This window comes from Mesorhizobium sp. P2_B11 (assembly GCF_056404855.1).
On record NZ_JBFUDF010000001.1, the window covers coordinates 571617 to 590648 of the forward strand.

The 19032-nt window shown below is 63.2% G+C and carries 12 protein-coding genes; 10 read left to right on the forward strand and 2 right to left on the reverse strand.

Annotation, left to right across the window (positions count from 1 at the left end):
- Window positions 1-185: 185 nt before the first annotated feature.
- The 9 genes from AC1DYJ_RS02600 (at window position 186) to AC1DYJ_RS02640 (ending at window position 10117) form a co-directional block, all read left to right on the forward strand.
- Window positions 186-1619 (forward strand): helix-turn-helix domain-containing protein, encoded by a 1434-nt coding sequence (locus tag AC1DYJ_RS02600; RefSeq protein WP_477279716.1) that lies wholly within the window; start codon window positions 186-188, stop codon window positions 1617-1619.
- Window positions 1620-1871: 252 nt separating this feature from the next.
- Window positions 1872-3908, forward strand: a complete 2037-nt coding sequence (locus AC1DYJ_RS02605) for a hypothetical protein (protein ID WP_477279718.1) — start codon at window positions 1872-1874, stop codon at window positions 3906-3908.
- 59 nt (window positions 3909-3967) lie between these two features.
- Window positions 3968-4249: a DUF1360 domain-containing protein gene (locus AC1DYJ_RS02610; RefSeq protein WP_477279720.1), complete on the forward strand. Its 282-nt coding sequence runs from the start codon at window positions 3968-3970 to the stop codon at window positions 4247-4249.
- Between the two features lie 42 nt (window positions 4250-4291).
- Complete coding sequence (locus tag AC1DYJ_RS02615) at window positions 4292-4519, forward strand: hypothetical protein (protein WP_477279722.1); 228 nt, start codon at window positions 4292-4294, stop codon at window positions 4517-4519.
- Between the two features lie 168 nt (window positions 4520-4687).
- Window positions 4688-5641, forward strand: a complete 954-nt coding sequence (locus AC1DYJ_RS02620; RefSeq protein WP_477425930.1) for a DMT family transporter — start codon at window positions 4688-4690, stop codon at window positions 5639-5641.
- 365 nt (window positions 5642-6006) lie between these two features.
- Entirely contained in the window at window positions 6007-7104 is a 1098-nt protein-coding gene (locus AC1DYJ_RS02625; protein WP_477279726.1) for a polyamine ABC transporter substrate-binding protein, read from the forward strand.
- 83 nt (window positions 7105-7187) lie between these two features.
- Window positions 7188-8327 (forward strand): ABC transporter ATP-binding protein, encoded by a 1140-nt coding sequence (locus tag AC1DYJ_RS02630; protein ID WP_477279728.1) that lies wholly within the window; start codon window positions 7188-7190, stop codon window positions 8325-8327.
- Window positions 8328-8336: 9 nt separating this feature from the next.
- Window positions 8337-9302 carry an ABC transporter permease subunit gene (locus AC1DYJ_RS02635; protein WP_477279730.1) on the forward strand — a complete coding sequence of 322 codons (966 nt, stop codon included), beginning with the start codon at window positions 8337-8339 and terminating at the stop codon, window positions 9300-9302.
- Window positions 9299-10117 (forward strand): ABC transporter permease, encoded by an 819-nt coding sequence (locus AC1DYJ_RS02640; protein ID WP_477279732.1) that lies wholly within the window; start codon window positions 9299-9301, stop codon window positions 10115-10117. Before AC1DYJ_RS02635 ends, AC1DYJ_RS02640 begins: the two co-directional genes overlap by 4 nt.
- Window positions 10118-10348: 231 nt before the next feature.
- On the opposite strand, the gene AC1DYJ_RS02645 is transcribed toward AC1DYJ_RS02640, so the two are convergent.
- Window positions 10349-12205, reverse strand: a complete 1857-nt coding sequence (locus AC1DYJ_RS02645; protein ID WP_477279734.1) for an AsmA family protein — start codon at window positions 12203-12205, stop codon at window positions 10349-10351.
- A gap of 349 nt (window positions 12206-12554) precedes the next feature.
- On the opposite strand from AC1DYJ_RS02645, the gene AC1DYJ_RS02650 reads away from it, so the two are divergent.
- Window positions 12555-14513, forward strand: coding sequence for an acetoacetate--CoA ligase (locus AC1DYJ_RS02650; RefSeq protein ID WP_477279736.1), 1959 nt, complete (start codon window positions 12555-12557; stop codon window positions 14511-14513).
- Between the two features lie 360 nt (window positions 14514-14873).
- Here AC1DYJ_RS02650 and AC1DYJ_RS02655 read toward each other — a convergent pair whose 3' ends face one another.
- The gene (locus tag AC1DYJ_RS02655) at window positions 14874-18962 is read right to left on the reverse strand and encodes a PAS domain S-box protein (protein WP_477279738.1); all 4089 of its coding nucleotides are present in this window, start codon (window positions 18960-18962) and stop codon (window positions 14874-14876) included.
- Between the last annotated feature and the right edge of the window lie 70 nt (window positions 18963-19032).

The following is a 19032-nucleotide window of genomic DNA, read 5'->3' on the forward strand; positions in this document are numbered from 1 at the left end:
CGGTGTGTGACATCATTTACATTGCGGCTGCGAAAGGGGCGAGGAAAACCGGGATTTTCGGGTGAAAATAAGGGAAAACCTGTGTTGTGTTTGACTGGCAGGCGCTGTAAATTTGTCACGATTGTAAAAGGGCAGTGCACTCTTCGTCGCGCGCAAACCGTGTAAAATTCCTGTCAAGGACAGAAATGGCAGACCAGAAGATCTTCGCCGGGCCGCGCATCCGCCGCATCCGCATCGCCAAGGGCCTGACCCAGACGGCGATGGCCGAGGGCCTCGGCATCTCGCCCTCCTATCTCAACCTGATCGAGCGCAACCAGCGGCCGCTGACGGTGCAGCTGATCCTGAAGCTGGCCTCGGTCTACAAGGTCGACCCGCATGAACTGCAGGGCGAGGCGCGGGGGTCGATCTCGGCTTTGAAGGAAGTGTTCGGCGACCCGCTGCTTGCCGGTGAATTGCCGGGCGACCAGGAGCTGATCGAACTCGCGGAGGCGGCGCCCAACGCGTCGGCGGCGATGATAAAACTGTTTCGTGCCTATCGCGAGCAGGCCGAGCGGCTGTCCGATCTCAACGAACTTCTGGCGCGCGAGGGCCGGGCCACCGCACTCTCCGGCGCGCGGTTGCCGATCGACGAGGTGCACGAGATTTTCGAGCGCCGGCCCAACCATTTTGCAGCACTCGAGGAAGAAGCCGAAGCTTTCACCTCCGTGCTCGACCCGGGCGACGATCTGTTCGGCGCGCTAAAAGCCTGGCTGAAGCGCGAGTACGGCATCGTCGTCAAGGTATTGCCGGTCGCCACCATGCCGAACTGGCGCCGCCGCTACGACCGTCATTCGCAGCGCCTGTTCCTGTCCGAGCGGCTGTCGCCTTTCGACCAGTTGCGCGAAGTCGCCATGGAGGCCTGCCTGATCCGCATGACGGTCGCGGTCGCCGGCGAGATCCAGGCGCTGAAGCTCGGCACCGATGAAGCCCGCCGCCTCGCCCGCTTCGAACTTGGCCGCTATGCCGCCCATGCCTTGATGATGCCCTACCAGGCTTTTCATGCCGCGGCCGTCCGGGCTCGCTACGATATCGACGTGCTGCGCTCGCGCTTCGGCGTTTCCTTCGAGCAAGCGGCCAACCGGCTGACCATGCTGCAGCGTCCGGGCGCGTCCGGCGTGCCGTTCTTCATGCTCGAGGTCGACAATGCCGGAAACCGCTTCCGCAAGGCCGGCGGCCAGGGCTTTCCGCAGAACCGTTTTGGCGGCGGTTGCCCGAAACTGCCGGTGCATGCCGCCTTTGCGCTGCCCGGCCAGATCCTGGTCGAGGCGGTCGAAATGCCTGATGGCGCCGAGTTCCTCTGCATCGCCCGCACGCTCGAAGGGCCGCAGGGCTCGTTCTCCGAGCGTCCGCGCCGCACCGCTATATTGTTGGGCTGCGATATCGGCTTTCGCGACGAGATCGTCTATGGCGCGGGGCTGCCGGCGTCGGCTAAGAGCGGGCAGGGCGCTGCCACGCCGGTCGGCCCGGCTTGCCGGCTGTGCGAACGCATCGGCTGCCTCGCCCGCGCCGAGCCGCCGGTGACCCGTCCGCTCGGCCTCGACGAGATGGTGACCGGCTTGAGCGCCTTCGATTTCCAGTGACATTCCAGGCCGGCTGTCGAAACCAAAACAGAATGTCTATGAAATAGATCACAGATAAATTTCGATATATACATAGGTATCGCAAGAATATATAAAGTAATTGGTTAATATTAATCCATAAGTTGAAAGTGCAATTGAGAGTTGTATATTGTATATGTGACGCCTCTAACATAACTAATTGCCCAATGCTGCTACTCGATACTGGTCTGCGGATTTTTTACCCCCGCAGTTGAAACCAGAGGAGATGCAGCCATGAAGTCGCCTGAAAAACCGGCCGCGCATAAGGCCGAACTCACCCCTGACAAACGCATCATCACCAGAATTCAGGCCGAGCGGCTTGCCGCGCTGGCCGAGATTGATGCCAAGGAACTCATCGGCCACAGCATTGCCGACCTTGCCGAGCGGTTGAAATGGCGTATCGATCCCGAACTGTTCTTCTTCCGGCGCATCTGCGGGCACGTCGTCAAGAAAGATCCGATCACCGGCGTCGAATACCCCGTTCCGTTCGCCACCGTCGAAGTGCAGGACACCGACTGCAACCTGGTCAGCTATTTCCCGGCCAACTGGCGCTGGGGATGGTTCTATCCTTTCCACTGTCGGCGCGAGGTCATTGCCACCGTCAAGACCGACAAATGCGGACGCTTCTGCGTCTATGTCCCGCGCTTCGATATCGACTGGATTCTTCGCTGGCGCCGTCGGCGCATCTGCTTCCCGCATATTTTCGTCAGGCCTTCGATCAAGGATCTGGTGGCCATACCGGAACTGGATCTGCCGGTGCCACCGCGGCCAGGCCCGGTGGAGAAGCTGCCGGGGCTGAAGCGCCATATCGAGACAGCGCTTGGCGCCCTGTCGAACGCCGCAAGCCTCAGTCTGGAAGCGAGCTCGCAGAGCGGGCGGGAAACACTGGCGGCCGAGCTTGAAGGCGCGCGCGCTTTCCCGACGGAAATGCAGGCGCCTCTTCCGATGGAATTCCAGAAGATGCTGAGCAGCGATGACGACATCGTCGGCAAAAAGCCGTCCGACCCCAGCGAGGCCATCCGCGCCGCGGTCGCCAAGCAACTGGGCGTGCATCATGCGGAAATCGACGGGTTTGACCTCAACCGCTACATCGGTCCGTTCCTGCGCTGCTTCGATATTTTCCTGCCGGAGTGGCAGCGCATCGTGGATGTGCCGGATATCACCTTCCGGGTCACCCAGGACACCAATGGCGACGGCATTGAGGAAGTCATCTATTCCGAAGGCTATTTCGACGTCCGCTGGAATGCCGGTGTCATTCCTCCGGTCACGCTTGTCGCTTCCAGCCGGGCGCGTATATCGCGTGTCTGCGAAACGCCCGTCGTGCCCTGCAAGGACGTGCCGGAAATCCTGTTCGCCGGTCTGATGCCGCTCAACAATGCGTCCTACTTCAATGCCGTCACCGGCTATGCAGTGCGTCCGAACCGTCCAAAACCGCCAATAGGGCCCCGCCCGCTGGCGCGGACACCGTTCCACGGCACGTTGCAGCTCTATGGCTGCGTCAATGTACCGAAAGCGCAGTTCTACCGGGTGCTCGCCAGCACCGACAATGGCGTGACCTTCAACGCCATCACCGGGCTGTCCTGGAACATCTATCCGATACCGTCGGGATCGCCGCACCTTGTTACTCCGGACGCCAATGGCTGGTATCCGGTGCTGCCCAATCCGACGGCGTTCCATCCGGACAATCTCGTGCTTGAATGGCCGACGCCGACACTGCAGAGGACACTCCTCAAGATCGAGGTTGGAGGGCCAGCGAAAAATCACCTGATGTATTCCGGTGTCGTCGCCATACAGACGGACAACACCGCCCCAACGGTGCATTTCGACATGCTGGCCTGGAAATTCGCTTCGGAACCCGACAGCGCATTCGGTCTGCCCGGGCGCAACCTGCTGGTGCCATGCCCGACCATCCGGCGCGGCGTCGTGCCGCAAGACATCGACGTGCGCATCGTCGTGTCTGTCACTGCGCATCATTTGCGCAATGCTGTCCTGACGTCGCATGGCTGCGGCAGCGGGTCCTTCTCGCTGCAGACGTCGCTGGCCGATACGTCTCATTGGCATGAAACGACCAGCGACAACTCTTGCCTCCTGTCCGGCACTTATCGCTTGGACTCGACTGCGTTCGAGGGCTCCTATGGCCTCGGCTGCAGCGCGTTCGCCCGCGCAATGAACCCTGCCGGCGCAGACAATGGGCATCTGTCTGACTGGAACTATGATCCGATCGATATCCGGGTGGATCCCGACGTGGATATCGCCGTCATCAACGGATGAAAATTGTCTCTCGCGCGGCGGTGTCTTTCCGCCGCGCGGGAATTTCTCATGGGGATCAGATGTCGAGCGAACTCATTTTCATCCTCATCAGCCTTGCCACCTGGCGGATCGCGCATTTCGTTGCCGCCGAGGACGGACCCTTTGACATCGTCGTCAAGGTCAGGGCCAAGGCCGGCGTGCTGGGGCATCTTATGGACTGTTTCTATTGCCTGAGCCTGTGGCCATCGGCGTTGTTTGCGCCGCTCGTCAGCCACGGCTGGGTTGAGTTTGTGCTGGTCTGGCTCGCCGCCTCGGGTGCCGCCTGCTTGCTTGAGCAAGCGACCGGGTCGAAGACGGCATAACAACAGGAGATGATGATGGGATGCTGTGGTCAAAATCGCCAGATGTGGCAGTCGCCGCCGCGTCGAACCCAGATATCAGGACCGCCGCAGCCGCCGGCGCTGACCGGCATTGTCGCGATCGAGTATCGCGGCGACACGTCGATCGTTGTCGCCGCGCCGGAATCGGGCTTTACCTACGTCTTTCCCAAGGCTGGAGAGCATCTCGAGGTCGATGGCCGCGACGTCGCCTGGCTTCTTTCCCAGGGCGACTTCGTCATTGCCGGCGCCTAGAGCATGATCCCATCCCGATCCCATCGGGATGGAACAGGCTCTAGGTGCCCTAAGCGGAACACCATGCTGGACCACGCCCGGCCGTCAACTTTGCGCTAGGCGAATGCGGCACGTTTCTGTCGTCCATTGTGCATCATGCCGTCCCGAGATAGCCGACAGTCGCAGCCCATGACCGATACCGCATCGTCCCCGACAGCCATTTCGCCGACCGTGTCGCCGCGCGACGAGCGCGTCGGGTTCCTGTTGGTGTTCCTGTCGGCGCTGATGTGGAGCTTTGGCGGCACCATTGCCCGCTTCATCGACACCGCTGACAGCTGGACGGTGGTGTTCTGGCRCTCGCTCTGGGCGGCCGCTTTCCTCATCGGCTTCATGGCCTGGCGCGACGGTTGGCGCGGCATGCTCAGATTGTTCCGCGACATGGGCCTGCCCGGCCTTGCCGTCGCCATCTGCTTTGCCACCGCCTCGACATGCTTCGTCGTCGCACTGGCCTACACCACCGTCGCCAACATCCTGTTGATGCAGGCCGGCGTGCCGCTGTTGGCGGCTTTGCTTGCCTGGGTGCTGTTTCGCGAACGCGTCGCCGTCGCGACCTGGGTGGCGATTGCCGCCGTCATCGCCGGCGTCGCCATCATGGTGTCGGAATCGCTCGACGGCGCGGTATCGCCGATCGGCGACGGTCTGTCGCTGCTGATCGCCGTGATGTTTTCGATTGCCACCGTCATCACCCGGCGCTTCGCCCACGTGCGGATGACCCCGGCGACCTGCCTCGGCACCGTGCTCGCGGCGGCGTTCGCCGCGTCGCAAGCCACGCAGTTCGCCGTCTCCGGCCACGACATGGCTTTCCTGTTTGCCTTCGGCGTCGTCAATCTCGGTCTTGGCCTTGCCTTCTTCGCCACCGGCGCCCGGCTGGTTCCGGCGGCCATCGCTGCCCTGCTCGGTACGTTCGAGCCGATCCTCGGCCCGATCTGGGTCTGGCTCGTCCATGGCGAGGTGCCCTCGGTGCGCACCATCATCGGCGGCGCCGTTGTGGTCGCAGCGCTGCTTGTCCATATCGGGCTTGAATTCAAGCGCCAGGCGCGGCCGGCGCGGCCAGGTGTCACCGGCCTGCCATCTCCTAATTGACGCGGCGCACACCTTATTGACGGGCGTCCCCCGCGCGGGCCATTGACAACCTCGCTGCGGCACGGGAGGCTGGGGACACGGCAACAACAAGACAGGCTTATCTTGCCAAGTGTCCCCGCCGGTCGGACCAAGACCGGATCACAGTGTCGTATCCCTGCCCGCGCCACGGCGAAAGCCTTTGACGGCGGCAGCGTGCCCCTCAGACGGGGACACAGCGCCATCATCCACCGCTCGTCGAACCGCCCGCATGCAGCCGGCAGTTGGCGCTTGTGGCTGCCCGGAAAGCTCAATACTCTGAAGCAAATGCCCAATCGCGCTGAAACTGCGACGAATTGGCGAAGGAACACTCATCAAAGGAGAACAGCATGATCCGCAAAGCGCTCTGGCTTTCGGCAACCTCGGCATTTCTGACGCTTTTCACCGTCGGCGGCCACGCTGAGGACCGCGTCGTCAACGTCTTCAACTGGTCGGATTATATCGACAGTTCGATCATCGAGGACTTCACCAAGGAAACCGGCATCAAGGTCGTCTATGACACCTTCGATTCCAACGAGATCCTCGAAACCAAGCTGCTTGCCGGCGGCAGCGGCTATGACGTCGTCGTGCCCAGCGGCAACTTCCTGGCGCGCCAGATTCAGGCCGGCGTGTTCCAGAAGCTCGACAAGTCGAAGCTGCCGAACATTTCCAACATGTGGGACACCGTTCTGGAACGGACCGCCAAATACGATCCGGGCAATGAATACTCGATCAACTACATGTGGGGCACGGTCGGCATCGGCTACAATATCAAGAAGGTGCAGGCAGCACTCGGCACCGACAAGATCGACAGCTGGGATGTGTTCTTCAATCCCGACAGCCTGGCCAAGCTGAAGGACTGCGGCGTCTACGTGCTGGATTCTCCGGCCGACATCATCCCGGCGGCGCTGAAATATCTCGGGCTCGACCCCAACAGCACCTCGCCCGACGATATCGCCAAGGCCGAGGAGACCTTGCTGAAGGTGCGGCCGTATATCCGCAAGTTCCATTCGTCCGAATACATCAACGCGCTCGCCAATGGCGACATCTGCCTGGCGGTCGGCTGGTCGGGTGACGTCTTCCAGGCGCGCAACCGCGCCGTGGAGGCCAAGCAGGGCGTCGAGATCGGCTATTCGGTGCCGAAGGAAGGCGCGCAGATGTGGTTTGACCAGATGGCGATCCCTGCCGATGCGCCGCATGTCGCCGAGGCGCTCGAATTCCTCAACTACATGATGAAGCCGGAAGTGATCGCCAAGTCGTCCAACTATGTGTTGTACGCCAATGGCAACAAGGCCTCGCAGCAGTTCGTCGACAAGGCGCTGCTGGATGATCCGGCGGTCTATCCGGATGCCGAGACCTTGAAGAAACTCTATACGGTCCAGCCTTACGACCCCAAGACCCAGCGCCTGATCACGCGCAGCTGGACCAAGATCGTCACCGGCCAGTAAGCAATGCGACATGGTCCCGGCAGTTACCTGCCGGGACCATTCTTCTCTGGGGCAAGAAGCAAAAAAACACGACGGAGTGGGACATGAAATCGCTTGGCAGCATCCGCAGGGATTTCGCGCCATGGAACGACCCGAGCGCCAAGCCATACATCCAATTCGAGAACGTCACCAAGAAGTTCGGTGACTTCACCGCCGTCAACAATCTGTCGCTGACCATCTTCGAGCGCGAGTTCTTTGCCCTGCTCGGCGCGTCCGGCTGCGGAAAGTCGACGCTGCTGCGGATGCTCGCCGGCTTCGAGGAGCCGACCGCCGGCCGCATCCTGCTCGACGGTCAGGATTTGCGCGGCATTCCGCCCTATCGTCGTCCGGTCAACATGATGTTCCAGTCCTATGCGCTGTTCCCGCATATGACGGTGGAAAAGAACATCGCCTTCGGCCTCAAGCAGGAAGGCATGCCGGCGCCGGACATCGAAAAACGCGTCGCGGAGATGCTGAAGCTGGTCAAGCTCGAGCAGTTCGCCAAGCGCAAGCCGCACCAATTGTCCGGCGGCCAGCGCCAGCGTGTCGCGCTCGCCCGCTCGGTCGCCAAGCGGCCGAAAGTGCTGCTGCTCGACGAGCCGCTCGGCGCGCTGGACAAGAAGCTGCGCGAGGAAACGCAATTCGAGCTGATGGACCTGCAGCAAAATCTCGGCCTGACCTTCGTCGTCGTCACCCACGACCAGGAAGAAGCGATGACCATGGCCGACCGCATCGCCATCATCGACAAGGGCGAGGTCATGCAAGTGGCGACGCCTGCGGAAGTCTATGAAGCCCCGACGTCGCGCTTCGTCGCCCACTTCGTCGGCAATGTGAACATGTTCGAAGGCAAGGTCGCCGAGCGGGCGGCAAACACCACGCGCATCACCGGCGCGACAGGGGCTCAGATCGTCGTCGAAAACAGCACCGATACAAAGGCCGGTTCCGACATCGTCTTCGCCATCAGGCCGGAGAAGATCAAGGTAACGTCGAAAAAGCCGGCCGACGCCGTCAACGCGCTGGAGGGCGAGGTCTACGACGTCGCCTATCTCGGCGACATGACCGTCTACCACATCAGGCTGGATGACGGGCAGATGATCAGGGCAAGCGCGCTCAACGCGGCGCGCGTCACCGAGGACCCGCTGACCTGGAACGACCGCGCCTGGGTCTCCTTCCGGCCGGACGCCGGCGTCGTGCTGACGCGGTAGGGGGCGGCCATGTCCAACATCGCCATCACCGACGCCGGCTCATCGACAGCAGCCAAACCATTGCTGACACGGCTCGGCGCCGGCTTCGTCAGCCGGCTCGTCATCATCGTTCCCTATCTCTGGCTGCTGTTCTTCTTCTTCATTCCGTTCATCATCGTCTTCAAGATTTCGCTGTCGCAGTCGGCGATCGCCATGCCGCCCTACACGCCGGTGCTGGATTTCACGGACGGCATTTCCGGCTTCTTCGCCGGTTTCCGCGAACTCAGCTTCGACAACTATGTCTGGCTGACGCAGGATGCGCTTTACTTCAAGGCCTACATCACCAGCGTCATCATCGCCGCAGTCTCGACGGTCCTGACCTTGATCGTCGGCTTCCCCATCGCCTACGGCATGGCGCGCGCGCCGGCTACCATTCGCCCGACCTTGCTGATGCTGGTGATCCTGCCGTTCTGGACCTCGTTCCTGATCCGCGTCTACGCCTGGATCGGCATCCTCAAGCCCGAAGGGTTGCTCAATCAGCTGCTGCTGTCGCTGCACATCATCGATCAGCCGCTGATCATCCTCAACACCTATACGGCGATCTTCATCGGCATCGTCTATTCCTACCTGCCATTCATGGTGCTGCCGCTCTATTCGTCGCTGGAAAAGATGGACTATACCCTGATCGAGGCAGCCAAGGATCTCGGCTGTCCGCCGACCGCCGCCTTCTGGAAGATTACCTTCCCGCTGTCGCTGCCCGGCGTCATCGCCGGCTGCCTGCTGGTGTTCATCCCGGCCGTTGGCGAGTTCGTCATTCCCGACCTGCTCGGCGGCTCGCAGACGCTGATGATCGGCAAGACCTTGTGGAACGAGTTTTTCGCCAACCGTGACTGGCCGGTGTCGTCGGCCGTCGCCGTCATCCTGCTGCTGCTCCTGATCGTGCCGATCATGTTCTTCCAGCAGGCACAGGCACGCGCCCAGGAGCAGGACAAATGAACGCCACCTGGAGCCGCTTCAACGTCACCTCGGTCGTGCTGGGCTTTGCCTTCCTCTATCTGCCGATCGTGCTGCTCGTCGTCTTCTCGTTCAACGAATCGAAGCTGGTCACCGTCTGGGGCGGCTTCTCGACCAAATGGTATGTCTCGCTGTTCCACAACCAGGGGCTGATGGATGCCACCTGGGTGACGGCGCGCGTCGGTGTCATCTCCGCCACGGTGGCGACCGTGCTCGGCACGCTGGCGGCCCTGACCTTGACCCGCTACACCCGCTTCAGGGGCCGCATCCTGTTTTCCGGCATGGTGTTCGCGCCGCTGGTCATGCCGGAAGTCATCACCGGCCTGTCGCTGCTTCTGCTTTTCGTCGCCGTCGGTCTCGACCGCGGCTTCCTCACCGTCACGCTTGCCCACATCACGCTGACCATGTGCTTCGTCGCTGTCGTCGTGCAGTCGCGCCTGGTCTCGTTCGACCGGTCGCTGGAAGAGGCCGCGATGGATCTCGGCGCAACGCCGGTGAAGACATTCTTCCAGATCACACTGCCGGTCATTCTACCGGCAATCGTCTCCGGCTGGATGCTGGCCTTCACTCTGTCGCTCGACGATCTGGTTATCGCCTCCTTCACCTCCGGCCCAGGCGCCACCACGCTGCCGATGAAGATCTACAGCCAGGTGCGTCTCGGCGTGACGCCGGAAATCAACGCCGCCTGCACCATCTTGATCGCCGTTGTTGCTGTCGGCGTCATCATCGCCTCGGTCGCCAACAAGCGGCGTGAGGTGCAGCGTCAACTCGACGAACAGGCCGCGCAGCGCGGGTGAGTGTGATTGATTGGCTCGGCTCAAGGCGTGTTGAGATTCAGGTCAGGCCGAGTCGAAAATGACTGATCCCGAGAACCGGCCTACGCCGGCCGGAGCCTTCATTGAGCGCAGACACTTATCACGGCTTCGGCCGGCGAAGGCCGGAGCGGAGCGTACCTTTTTTGTACGTGAGCACCGGAAGCGCAGGGATCAGCCATTTGCAGGCCGGCCTCACCTGAATATCAACATACCTTATTCGCCTGAAACGCCGCGGCTGATCGGCGAGATGAACGGCGTGCTCCAGGTACCGCCGACGAAGAAGGACGACTGGTTGTTGGGGCCTTGCTGACCATTGGCGGGCGCTGCCGCAGGGTCTGCCTGGGTAACACCGCCCGACAGCGCCAGCCCGCGTCCGCCATAGGACGCGATGCCGGAAAGCCAGATCTTGTATTTCGCCGAATTGGCCTCTGCCTTGTCCAGCCGCGCCACGCCCTTCGAGATGGTGGCCTTGAGCTCGGCGCCGTCGATCGGCAGCGTGCCGTTCGAGACGTCGTCGAGGGCAAAGAAGCCGCCCTGTTCGGTGTGCTTCAGAAACGCCGGCAAATTGAGCCCGCTCAGCGCGCCCGGCCCGAACGTCGCCGAGACCGAACCGTCGGCGTTCTCGAAGATCGAGTCCCAGGATTTGCCCGGCCCTTTGAGAATGACCGAGACCGTGCCGGTGCTGGCCGGCACCAGCCGTGTCATTCCGGCCGCGTTGCCGAAAGCGCCGCCGTCTATGTCGGAGGCGAGCAGCCGGATCTCGACCTGCGTGCCCTCGGGCTTGCGGTCGAAGCGCAGGCTCGACTGGACGTTGCCGCCAAAGGCCGAGGCATCGGAGATATCGAAGACGGCAAGCCCGTTCTTGACCTGCGCGGTGGCGGCGACGTCGGCAAGCTGGACCGCGCCGGCCGAGGCATGGGCCGCCGATAGCCTCAGATCGAGATTGACGCGGTCGGCAAAGCTGGTGTCGATTTCCCCAGGGCCGGTTTCGCCGGTAGGCGCCAGCGGCGTGAAGGCGGAGAACAGCGACCTGAGGTCGAGCGTATCGAAGGCCAGCGTGCCGGAAATCACCGGCAAGGCGTCGCCGAACGAGAAGTCCAGCGCCCCCATGCCCGGGTTGTTGTCGAGCGACACCGCGGTGTTTTCGAATTTGACGCGGCCGGCCGTCGCCGTGATCTTGCTCGAAATCGACACCGACCCGATCGCGGCGCCCGGCGCAATTCCGGCCTGCGACCATTCCAGCACGCGCCGCATCGACGGTGCGGCAAATTTCACCTGGCCGTCGAAATAGGCGTTTTGCGACATGCCGGCCGTGCCGTCGAACGAGAAGCTGGCCGGGGCTGCCTTGAACGAAAAGGTGACCGGCGCAGCACCGCCTGCAAACAACACCAGCGGCTTGGCCGAGGACGCCTCGACGGTGACGCTTTCGCCGCGCCAGATGCCGGTCGCCGACAAGGTCGCATTGCTGTTCATCGCCGCCCAGTTCGCCTGGCCGCTGAGGCTGGTCAGCAATTCCACGTCCTTGCCGCCGATGGAGGCAACCATGCGGCCGTCCCTGAACTCCACCGTACCGAAGGGATCGGTCGGCAGCTTGCTCAGATCAGGTTTGGACGGATCCGCACTGACCACGCCGCGGGCCGTGTCGATCGAGCGCGTGATGCGGCCTCCCGTGGGTACGGCGGGCAGGAACATGCCGTTCGCGGTGCGCTGAACGCGGATCGTCGGCCGCACCAGCCGCGCCGTCGAAAACACCACATCGCCCTGCAGCGCCGCCATGGCCGAGAGGTCGACCTCGACCCGTTCGGCCTCGATCACCGGCGGCGCGTCGGTCTCGGTCCATTGCGACAGCGTGACGTCGCTCAGTATGGCACGGAACGTCGGCCACACCTCGATGCGCGGCGAACCCTCTATGGTGACCCTGAAACCGCTCCACGCGCTCATCTCCCAGGCGATGCGGTCGCGCACGATCCGGGTCGAGGCAATCAGCGGCAGAGCGGCGACGACCAGCGCGATGACGAGCACGGCAACGCCGATCGCCCATATTCCGCGCCGGATCAGAGGTGATGGCATATAGCCCCGTATGCTTTCATTCCGACCAAAAATCGCCTGACGGGTGTAACCCCTGGTCGTCACTACGACTTAGCGCTGACGCATTTCAAGTCTTTATGGCCCGGCGATGGCAATTGCGCACACCTGGCCGAGCTTAGCTGAACAAAATCTTGCTCTGCTGCATGGCGATAGGCATAAGCGATGCAGCTTCAGCTTGCTACGAGGCGCGGCGTTTTTGGGACAGCGGCACCTGCAAAGCTGGGGCTAATGCATGTCGCCGGGAAGTGTGCAGCGGTTCCGGCATAACGACACGCATAGAGACAAAAGCATATCAGTCTTGCGACGCGACGGGCTTCAAGGAGGATCGATCATGGCTGCCGAAGCACCGCTGTGGACCCCGACGCAAGACCGGATCGATGCGGCGCCGCTGACCGCCTTTATGAAGGCCGCGGCGACGAAAGCCGGCACATCGTTCGCCTCCTATACCGAACTTCACCGCTGGTCGGTCGAGGATCGCGAAGGCTTCTGGAGCCTGGTCTGGGATTTTTGCGGCATCGTTGGCGACAAGGGTGAGACGGTGCTCGTCGACGGCGACAGGATGCCCGGCGCATCGTTCTTCCCCGATGCGACCCTGAACTTCGCCGAGAACCTCTTGAAAAAGACCGGTTCTGCTGACGCAATCGTCTTTCGCGGCGAGGACAAGATCGAGCGGCGGCTGTCTTGGACCGAACTGCACCAGCTGACCTCGCGCCTTCAGCAGCTTTTCCTGTCGCTCAAGGTGAAAAAGGGCGACCGCATCGCCGCGATGGTGCCCAACATGCCCGAAACCGTTGCCGCCATGCTGGCCGCCGCCTCGATCGGTGCGGTCTGGTCATCCTGTTCCCCCGATTTCGGCGAACAGGGCGTGCTCGACCGTTTCGGCCAGATCGAACCCGTCGTCTTCATCGCGCCGGACGGCTACTGGTACAATGGCAAGGCGATCGAAGTCGCCGACAAGATTGCCGCCGTTGCCACCAAGCTCGAAACCGTCCGCAAGGTTCTGGTCGTCGATTATCTCGGCTCCTCAAGGGATGTCGCTGCTGTCATCGACAAGGCCGAGGCGCTGGAAGAGGCGCTGTCGCCTTTCGCCACCAAACCCGTCACCTTCGAGCGACTGCCGTTTGCGCATCCGCTCTACATCCTGTTTTCGTCAGGCACCACCGGCATTCCCAAATGCATCGTGCACTCGGCCGGCGGCACGCTGATCCAGCATGTCAAGGAACACCGGCTGCATGCCGGGTTGGTCGAGGGCGACCGCTTCTTCTACTTCACCACCTGCGGCTGGATGATGTGGAACTGGCTGGTGTCGGGCCTGGCGTCAGGGGCGACGCTGCTGCTCTATGACGGCTCGCCCTTCTATCCCGACGGCAACGTGCTGTTTAGTTTCGCCGATGCCGAGAAGATGACCTTCTTCGGCACTTCGGCCAAGTTCATCGATTCCGTGCGCAAGGCCGGCCTCAAGCCGATCCGCACGCACGATCTATCGAGTGTGCGGGCGATCTCCTCCACAGGCTCGCCGCTTTCGCCGGAGGACTTTCGCTTCGTCTATGACGGCATCAAGCAGGATGTGCACCTGGCCTCAGTCTCCGGCGGCACCGACATCGTCTCCTGCTTCGTGCTCGGCGTGCCGACGCAAGCCGTGTGGACCGGCGAGATCCAGGGACCTGGCCTCGGCCTTGCCGTCGATGTCTGGGACGATGACGGCAAGCCCATCCGGCAGGAGAAAGGCGAACTGGTCTGCACGAAAGCGTTTCCGTCGATGCCGATCGGCTTCTGGAACGATCCCGAGGGAAAAAAATACCAGGCGGCCTATTTCGAGCGCTTCGACAATGTCTGGTGCCATGGCGACTTCGCCGAATGGACTGAACATGGCGGCATGATCATCCACGGCCGCTCCGACGCGACGCTCAATCCGGGCGGCGTGCGCATCGGCACGGCGGAGATCTACAACCAGGTGGAACAGATGCCGGAAATCCTGGAAGCGTTGTGCATCGGCCAGGATTTCGACAATGACGTGCGCGTGGTGCTGTTCGTGCGGCTGGCCGCCGGCGTCACGCTGGACGAGGATCTGGAAAAGCGCATCCGGGCGAAGATCCGCACCGGCGCCAGCCCGCGCCACGTGCCGGCAAAGATTGTCGCAGTCACCGACATTCCGCGCACCAAATCGGGCAAGATCACCGAGCTCGCGGTGCGCGACGTCGTGCACGGCCGCGCCATCAAGAACAAGGAGGCGCTGGCCAACCCCGAGGCGCTGGAGCTGTTCAGGAACCTGCCGCAACTGGCGGAGTAGACGCGTCCTCCCTGCATCCTAGGGTCTGCGCCGCGTCGCTGCGCTCCTTGCTTCGCCCTTGGAAAATCGCGAAGGTTAGTCGCTAAGCAAAGCGACCGCAGTGCCCCAACGACCCCGCTATGGTTAACGAAATATCTCCGCCGAATTTACCTAGATTTCACGAGTGGTACACATTCGTAAACTTTCCGGCTGGCCGGTAAGGAGTTGTTAAGGCCCGGCGTCGATAGTCGCACGTAACTTGAGGGAGAAATCCCGTTCCTCGTCCCCTGAGGATCAGATTCGCTCAAGCCCCCGTTGTGACAGCAAATCCCTTTAAGGCGTCCCGTTGGACGCCTTTTCTTTGTGCCGGTTCAGGATGGGCTATTCCGCCAGCACGCGCGTCGACGGGAAGGCGACCTCGACCAGCGTGCCTTCGCCCGGCGTCGAGGTGATGGTGAAGCGAGCGCGGTTGGCCTCCACCATCGCCTTGGTCAGCGGCAGGCCGAGACCGGTGCCGTCGCCGCGTCCGCGCTTCAGCGCGTTGATCTGCTTGAATGGTTTCAGCGCCTGCTCGATCTCGGCATGGCTCATGCCGATGCCGGTGTCGCGCACGCGCATGACGACATCGCCGGAGGTCTCATAGGCCGTCGACACGATCACCTGGCCGCCGGCCTGCGTGTAGCGGATGGCGTTGGACAGGATGTTGAGCGCGATCTGGCGCACGCTTCTGAGGTCGGCGACTACTTCCGGCAGCCGTGAGGCAAAGCTGGAGCGGATGATGACGCGTTCGCGATTGGCCTGTGGCTGCATCATCGCCACCGTCTCGCCCAGCGTGTCGTTGAGCGACACCGCCTCGTAATCCATCTCCTGCTGGCCGGCCTCGATCTTCGAGATGTCGAGCAGGTCGTTGACGAGATCGAGCACGTGGTTGCCCGAGCGGTTGATGTCCCTGAGATAATCGCGGTAGCGGTCATTGGCCACTGGGCCAAACTTCTCGTCCACCATCAGCTCGGAAAAGCCGATAATGGCGTTGAGCGGCGTGCGGATCTCGTGGCTGATGCGGGCGAGAAAATCGGTCTTCTGCGAGGAGGCACGCTCGGCCACAGCGCGCGCCTGGGTCAGATCCTCCTCGGCGCGCTTCCATTGCGTGATGTCGCGCACCACGGCGCAGAAGCCGCTGTCGTTGGGCAGCCGGCCAATGGTCATGAACAGTGGGATGAAGCGCCCCTGCGCCTCCCGCCCGATCACCTCGCGGCCATCGTTCATGACGCTCGCCACGCCGGGTTCGGACAGGCCGTTGAGATAGTCGCGCGCAGCGCGCTGGCTTTCGATGGCAAACAGCGAAGCGAACGGCTTGCCGGTCACTTCGTCGCTGTCGAAGCCGAACAGCGCTTCGGCCGGCCGGCTTATCGAGCGGATGTCACCGTCGCGGCCAATCAGCACCACGCCATCGGTCGCGGTGTCGATGATGGTGCGCATTTCGGCAATGCGCGATTTGAGTTCGGGCACGTCGGGCTGCGTCTGCTCTTCGGCCGCGACATGCGCCGCCATAGCCGCGTCGTCGTCGCCGGTGCGCCGCACCACCAGCATCAGCGCCTTGCCGGCGCGCCACGGCACCGAACGCAAAATGGCCTCGATCGGAAATTCCTGGCCTTCCCGCGTCTTCAGCCGCAGAGCGTGGTCGCTTTCATCGACCGCCTCGGAATAGGGATCGGCAAACAGCGCGCCAAGGCCGCCGGCATCGCTCAAATCCTCGAGCGTGTCATAACCGGTGAGGCCGAGGAATTCGTCGTTGGCGTAGTGAAGCTCGTCACCCGAATGGATGAGCAGCGGCACCGGCAGCTTGCCGAGGATCGACGTATCCGGCGCCTTGTGTTCATCTCCGGCCGAAAATGCCGAAGGCACGAACCCCTCAAGTTTGAGCGGCGGCACTTTCAGGCGCGGCGGTTCTGCCGGCGCGGTGTCCGCATCGCCGGCCCTGTCCCCGTCTTGCGCGGCCGACGCGGTCGCCTGGTCGGCGGGCGCCCAGTCCTCACTGTCCTCGGCGTCGCGGAAATCGGCCGCAGTCATGCTGTCGTCTTCACCGGCATCGGCCGGCGCCTCGGCAACAGCCGGCTGCGGCTCCGCGGTCTCGACGATCTCTTGTGCGCTGGTCTCATCCGGTTCGGAAGCCGGCGCCGGCTCGCTGTCGGAAGACGTCGCTTCGGTGCTGTCTCCGCTGACGGAGCCTGGTTCGGGATCGACATAGTCGAGCAGCGAGCGCGAGACTATCGGCGCCTTCGTCTCGCTTGCCTGGCTGTCCGCAGTGACGTCGCCTGGCTGCACGCCGTCAAGCCGCGCCAGATCCTTTTCGTCCTCGGCATCGCTTTCCGGCGGTTCGGCCTCAGCGGCTTCGCTGTCGGCTGCGGCTGCCGATGGGTCAGCCGCAGCAACCGGCACGGCCTCGTCCGCAGTGGAGGCTTCGGCGGGTTGCTGGGCTGGCGTTTCAGCCTGGTCCGCCGCGGCGTGATCTGCCTTGGCCTGATCTGGCGTTATCTGACGTGCGGCCGGCTCGGCCGGCTTGAGGTCCTTCGGCTGGTCGAAATTGACGGTGCCCAGCCGCTCTCCGATTGGCGCGGTCGTTTCAGCCTTGTCCGGCGTCACCTGATCCGGCTTGGCAGGTTCGACCGGCTTGATGGTCTCCTGCGGTGGATTGTCCTTCTTCAGCCGCTCGCCGATTTCACGGAAAGCGCTGCGTTCCAGCGTCGACAGGCCCCTCTCACTTGGCTGCTTGTCGTTGGCAGGCTGCCTATGCTCGGCCAGGCGGATGACCTTGTCGGCGAAACGCCGTTCCTGCTTCGGCACGATGGTCAGCGCCGGCACTTCGCCCGCGAACGGATCGGCCGCCTTGGGAGCTTCCGCCACAGTCTCTTCCGGGGCTGGCTCGGCTTCTGCTGGCGGCACGCCATTGGGGATCAGCGCCATGCCGATCGCTTCCGGATCGACCACCGCATCGCTGGCGCGGGCGACACCGAAGCCGCGGAACCCTTCGAAGGCGCGGCTGCGGCCATAGACGGGCAGTGCCGCCAGATCGACCGGTATCTTCAGGTCGGAGCCGGCCACCGGCCACAGCACCGAGCGGCCCGACCAGGTGTCGCGCCGTTCGAGCAGGCCGGCGATCTCGCCCGAGGCATCGAGGCCGAAAATTGTCGCAACATCCTTGAAGCGGCGGCCGATCACGTCGGCTGCGGGCTTGCCGACGATGTCGGCGAACTCCGGCGAGAGCGCGCTGAACTTGCCCTCGGCATCGGTGCGCCAGACGAAACGCAGCGGCGCCGCCGAGCGGTCGATCTCGCGGGCGGCGGATGGCGCAGCCGGCGAGGTTACGTCGGAGGGCAGGGTGGGTGAGGTGGCAACAGTACTGTCCGGCATCGCATTCTCAGCCGTGACAACCGATTCCGACCCGGCTTGTGCCGGGCGGTCCGGCTCGCTCGCCTGCGGCTCTTCGCCGGCATGGAAGTACCAATGATCATGTTGCGCCGGCGCACTGTCGTTGGCTGCCTGCTCGCGGCCGGTCGTCTGCTCGCGATCGTCTGCTTTTGTATCGGCTGACGCCGAAGCATCATGGTCGCCCGCAGCCGAAACAGCTTCGGCGACGTCCGGCGCGACCGCGAGCTGTGCGCCCTGATCGCCGCTTGCTGCAGGTTGGTCAGCCACCGCATCCGCCGTTACAGCTGCCGCGTCCTCTGCGGCGGCTTGCGTCGGGCCCGCGTCTTGCTCCGCTGCAACAGGTTCGGCATCCAGCTCACCGACAGGATTTTCCTCCCCGAGCTGATCCTCGTCGATGACCACCAGCAGATGCCTGGACTCGGTCAGACGGGCAAAGCCCGCCGGATAGGATGTCGTGCCGCCGGGGACCAGCCGCTTGACGATGCGGTCGTCCTGGCTCGCCACATCGGCGACGAGCGCCGCCAGCGTCTCGGACCGGATGGCGAGCGCGGCAAAACCGTCCGAAGCCGCCTCGACAGTGCCGGCGGCGTCGATAAAGGCGATGAAATGGCCGTCTTCGTTAAAGCCGCTGATGGCGCGGGCCGCAATGTCGGCAGCACTGCGCGAGCCGGTCTGCGCTGCCGGCACCGCCAGCATGATAGCGCTTTCGCCGTCCGGCATGGTCACCGCGCTGGCCAGAAAACCGACGGCGCGGCTGGTCATTCCGGTCGCCAGCCGCACCGTGATGGCGCGGTCGCTGCCGATCCTGGGGAATCCGGCCGTCGCCATGATCTGCCGCCTGGCGATCAGCGGCAGCTGCGCCGAGGCGCCGATGATGGCTTCGATATCGGCATAGCCGAACACCGCCGCGCCCGGCCCGTTGGCCCAGATCACCTGTTCGAGGTCAGCCGATAGGATCGCGATCGCGTCGCCGGCGGCAAAGCGCTGGCGGACCGCATCGAGCACGGCGACATCGAGGAAAGAGTAGTTCTCGGAAGGCATGCGCTTGGCGGACCCTTTCGGTGAAACCTCTTGGCGAACCTACAAGGCGGGCAATTTGCAGTTAACGCTT